General features: G+C 75.3%; 2 protein-coding genes. Both read right to left on the bottom strand.

Annotated features, from left to right (window positions below; translation table 11 throughout):
* Nucleotides 1-189 precede the first annotated feature (189 nt).
* Nucleotides 190-1,227 (bottom strand): LacI family DNA-binding transcriptional regulator, encoded by a 1,038-nt coding sequence (locus tag ACFW6P_RS32070; RefSeq protein ID WP_386359533.1) that lies wholly within the window; start codon nt 1,225-1,227, stop codon nt 190-192.
* Nucleotides 1,228-1,322: 95 nt separating this feature from the next.
* Nucleotides 1,323-1,597: hypothetical protein (locus ACFW6P_RS32065; protein WP_386425799.1), on the bottom strand; the 275-nt coding region annotated here is incomplete at its 5' end.

Raw genomic sequence — 1,597 nt, 5'->3', positions numbered from 1 at the left:
CACCGGGCGGCCGCGGAGCGCCGCCACCCAGGCGGTGCCGCCGGTCCGGCAGTGCCGTGGCGTGTGACACCGGCCCGGCGGTGAGACCAGCCCGGCGGTGACACCGGCATGACAGTGAGACCAGCCTGACGGTGAGACCGCCCTGGACGTCCTGGCCCTACGGCGACGGACTCCGACGGCAGGCAGCTCCTAGGCCGACGCCCGCCGCACCAGCGTCGTCGGGAGGACCACGCTCGAGGGCGTACCGGCGACGCCCTCGCTCGGGGCGGCGCGGTCGAGGTCGCGCAGGAGGAGGCGGGCCATCAGGCGGCCCATCTCCTCGATGTCCTGGCGGACGGTGGTCAGGGGCGGGTCGGTCTGCTCGGCGACCGGCTGCAGGTCGTCGAAGCCGATGACGGCCACGTCGTCGGGGACCCGGCGGCCGGCCTCCCGCAGGACGCGCAGGGCGCCCGAGGCCATGAGGTCGTTCGCGGCGAACACCGCGTCCACGTCGGGGCAGCGGTCGAGGAGTTCGCGCATCGCCCGCTCGCCCCCGGCCGGGGTGAAGTCGGCCTCGACGAGGAGCCGCGGGTCGGCGTCGACCATGACGTCCCGGTAGCCGTCGAGCCGGTCGACCGCGGAGGTCTGGTCCAGGACGCCGGTGATGTGCGCGATGCGGGTGCGGCCGAGGCCGGCCAGGTGACGGACGGCCTCGCGGGCGCCGCCGCGGTTGTCGGTGTCGACGTAGACCACTCCGCGCCGGTCGCCGCTCCAGCCGGGCCGCCCGCCGAAGACGGTGGGGATGCCGGCCCGCTGGATCAGCTCCGGCAGGGGGTCGTCGAGGTGCAGGGAGAAGACGAGGGCCCCGTCCACGTGCCCGCCGGCGAGGTAGCGGCCGACCCGGGCGTGGTCGTCGCGGCCCTCCGTCAGGAGCAGGACGAGCTGGTTGTCGTGGGCCGTGAGTTCCTTGCTGATGCCGCGCAGCTGGAGCGCGAAGAACGGATCGGCGAACACGCGCGTCTCGGGTTCGGCGACGACCACCGCGATCGCGTCGTGCCGCCGGGTCACCAGCGAGCGGGCGGCCTGGTTGGGCACGTATCCGAGCTCGTCCACGGCCTTGCGGACCCGCTCGACGAGGATGTCCCGCACCCCGTCGCCGCCGTTGACGACGCGGGAGACGGTGGCCCGCGAGACACCGGCCCGGGCGGCCACGGCCTCCAGGGTGGGACGCGGCGCTGTGTCGGTCACTTCGGGGCTCCTCACCTGCGGTTGCGGATCAGGATAGCCCCGGACGCCCGGCGCCGTGAGAGCGCTCTCGCGCGGCGTCCCGCCTCATGGGCCCCTCAGTGCTCGTGCCCTTCCTCGCGCCCTTCCTCGCGTCCCTCCTCGCCTCCCTCCTCGCGCCCCTCCTCGCCTCCCTCCTCGCGCCCCTCCTCGCCTCCCTCCTCGCGTCCCTCCTCGCGTCCCTCCTCGCGCCCCTCCTCGCCTCCCTCCTCGCGTCCCTCCTCGTGCCCCTCCTCGCGCCCCTCCTCGCCTCCCTCCTCGCGTCCCTCCTCGTGCCCCTCCTCGCGCCCCTCCTCGTACCCCTCCTCGCCTCCCTCCTCGCGCCCCTCCTCGC

The organism is Streptomyces sp. NPDC058741 (assembly GCF_042746715.1).
Classification (GTDB): domain Bacteria; phylum Actinomycetota; class Actinomycetes; order Streptomycetales; family Streptomycetaceae; genus Streptomyces.
Note: the sequence above shows the minus strand (reverse complement) of the source record. Positions and strands in the feature narration are given on the sequence as shown.